Annotated in this window: 2 protein-coding genes and 2 pseudogenes; 1 reads left to right on the top strand and 3 read right to left on the bottom strand. The window is 55.5% G+C overall.

The genetic code is table 11. From position 1 onward, the window contains the following. Positions 1 to 181: pseudogene (locus tag BVK86_RS30675) on the bottom strand (hypothetical protein); the annotation flags it as partial. Positions 182 to 275: 94 nt separating this feature from the next. On the opposite strand from BVK86_RS30675, the pseudogene BVK86_RS28830 reads away from it, so the two are divergent. Then, positions 276 to 557: pseudogene (locus tag BVK86_RS28830) on the top strand (diguanylate phosphodiesterase); the annotation flags it as partial. 143 nt (positions 558 to 700) lie between these two features. Here BVK86_RS28830 and BVK86_RS28825 read toward each other — a convergent pair. Further along, positions 701 to 1,117, bottom strand: a complete 417-nt coding sequence (locus BVK86_RS28825) for a hypothetical protein (RefSeq protein WP_075949606.1) — start codon at positions 1,115 to 1,117, stop codon at positions 701 to 703. Beyond that, a partial coding sequence (locus BVK86_RS28820) for an RHS repeat domain-containing protein (protein WP_139315820.1) occupies positions 1,117 to 2,363 on the bottom strand: 1,247 nt, incomplete at its 5' end. The genes BVK86_RS28820 and BVK86_RS28825, both read right to left, overlap by 1 nt.

Genomic DNA, 2,363 nt, shown 5'->3' with positions numbered 1-2,363 from the left:
CTCCTTGAGCCTCGTGTGCCGCTAATCCGCCACCCGGAACAATTTCACTAAACGGACCGTCTGCATCGATATCACCAGGACATTGGCAAGCCAACCCCAACGGATCCACCCACCCCGTCGGATTCGGTGTGTACCGATAGGGGTTCAACCCACCCGCCAGCTTCACCGGATCCGGCATCAGGCAGCCGCGAGCCGTTAAGGTCAATGGCCGTCAGCGCCCCGTCTTTTTCGCGGTGCTACTGCAGGCGACTGTTGTCCGGCAAGCGCAGGTGCTTCAAAGCCAGTGCCGCCGCCTCTACCGCCCCGAACACCTCGAAGCCGGCGGCTTCATCGCCCCCAACCGCCAGGGCGTGCGCCAGGAATTCCCGTTGCTTTCGCTGTCCATCAGCGTGGTGCACCTGCATCCACAAGCCTGTGGGGAAATCGACGCCAGCCAGTTGGCGGAAATGGCATCCCAAGCCAAACACCACGCGAATGTGCCGGGGTATAGCGTGCATGTGATTGATAGCTTGGCGGTGTCTGAGCCTGAAGAGACCTGGTTGGCGGGGCAGCGCTGACCGATCGGACGCCATCGCGAGCAAGCTCGCGATGGCGGCGGCAGAAACAATTCAAATCTCGAATTGCCCTTCACTTAGCCCACTCACAAAGGCCGAGCCCGCAACCGCCGGCCAACCACATCCAGTACATCTCTATTTTTCAGTCACCAAGCGGATTGATCTTCGGAACGTGCTTGCAGCAGATCATCTTTCCAAACCTCTTGCGCTAACTCGTACACATTTTGAAGAAATGCCCGGGGACTCTCTAGCGCATACCATTCGCCACGAGGCCAACTCGACGCTTCGTCTTCATCAACATCAAATAACCTCTGAAAGTCGTAACTTTTATCAGCCAATTTATTGGCTAGCGCTTCCACTAGCAAAAATTTATGTCTATAGGACAAACAGTTCAGATTTAAACTATATCTTCGTATCAGTTCTGCTCTATCCGCCTGATTATTCGGATTGTAAATTTCAAGTTCTACGCCTCGCGAATCCTCACGATCATAAACATTGAAGCTACCGATAAACCACATAAGATCAGGTATAAATGCCTCATCTATAAAAGGATCTCGTAACATCACTTTTTCTCCGAAGGGAAAGCAGTGTAGGGCCGCGCCGGGTCATCCTTATCAAACTTCACTTCAAACCAGTTCAAGCTTTCATTCAAATGAGGATTTTCACTGTCTTTTTTATTCGGCCGATAGCCACGACCAGCTCCCGGAAGCTCCATTCTTACAACAGGGTCTCTGTTATGGTCTCGTCCCGTATGCGGACTTAACCCAAGTTGCTCCCTTGACATCGCTTTATTCAATGCACTCAAGTGAATGCGCCAATTACTAAACTGCGAACTCAAATTTCCTTTAGCCGGCTTAGGTACTTTACCGGTATGAGGATCCGCGCCGTTGATAGCACGTTGCTTAAGCGCTTGTTCAGATATCTCCGAACTGTGCTTTTTAATCGTATGCATATCATACTTTTTTTCATACTCTACAACCCGTCGCCGGGCATTCGCCTCAGCCAACTTATCAATTCTATCCCTACGCTGCTTCGACGACAGCTTCGGAAGCGTCGGCTCACCGTCGTCAACCTTAACCCCAACAACATCATCCGGCGCAGAGCAACCCGACTTATTCCCCCCCGGACAATTCCCGCTCAACCCCAGCGGATCCACCCACCCCGTCGGATTCGGTGTGTACCGATAGGGGTTCAACCCACCCGCCAGCTTCACCGGATCCGGCGTCAGGTAGCGCCCGGTATCCGGGTGGTAATAGCGATGGCGGTTGTAGTGCAGCCCGCTTTCGGCGTCGAAGTACTGGCCCTGGAAACGCAGCGGCTGTTCCAGCTGTTCGCCGCCGCCGTGGGAAAGCTGGCTGAGCTCGCCGTAGGCCGTATATTTGGCCGACCAGACGATCTCCCCGCTGTAGTCGGTGAGTTCCTGCGGGGTGCCGAGGTGGTCGAGGTGGTAGTAGAACGGGCAGGCGTGTTTTGGGCCTTTGCCGTCGAGCAGGGCCAGGGGGCGGAAGCTGCCGGGTTCGTAGAGGTAGCTGCGGTAGTGGGTTTGGCTGCTTTCGGCGATGAGGTGGTCGCCTTGCCAGAAAAATTGCGTGGTCTGGCCATCGATGGTCTTGGCGATGCGTCGGCCGAAGGCGTCGTAGCGGTAGGATGTTTCGCGACCGTCGGGCGCGGTGAAGCCGGTCAGGCGGTGCTGGCTGTCGTAGCGATATTCGGTGACGTTTTCGCCGCGGCGTTCGCGGATCAGGTTGCCGTAGGCGTCGTAGTCGTAATGCCGGTCGGCGTGGCGCAGCAGGCGGTTGCCCTTGAGGT

This window comes from Pseudomonas reinekei, assembly GCF_001945365.1.
Lineage (GTDB): Bacteria > Pseudomonadota > Gammaproteobacteria > Pseudomonadales > Pseudomonadaceae > Aquipseudomonas > Aquipseudomonas reinekei.
This window is presented reverse-complemented; position numbering and strand designations above follow the sequence as displayed.

Excerpts from the sequence above, each read along its gene's own strand:
- BVK86_RS28825 (WP_075949606.1), bottom strand. The coding sequence starts at position 1,117 with ATGTTACGAGATCCTTTTATAGATGAGGCATTTATACCTGATCTTATG.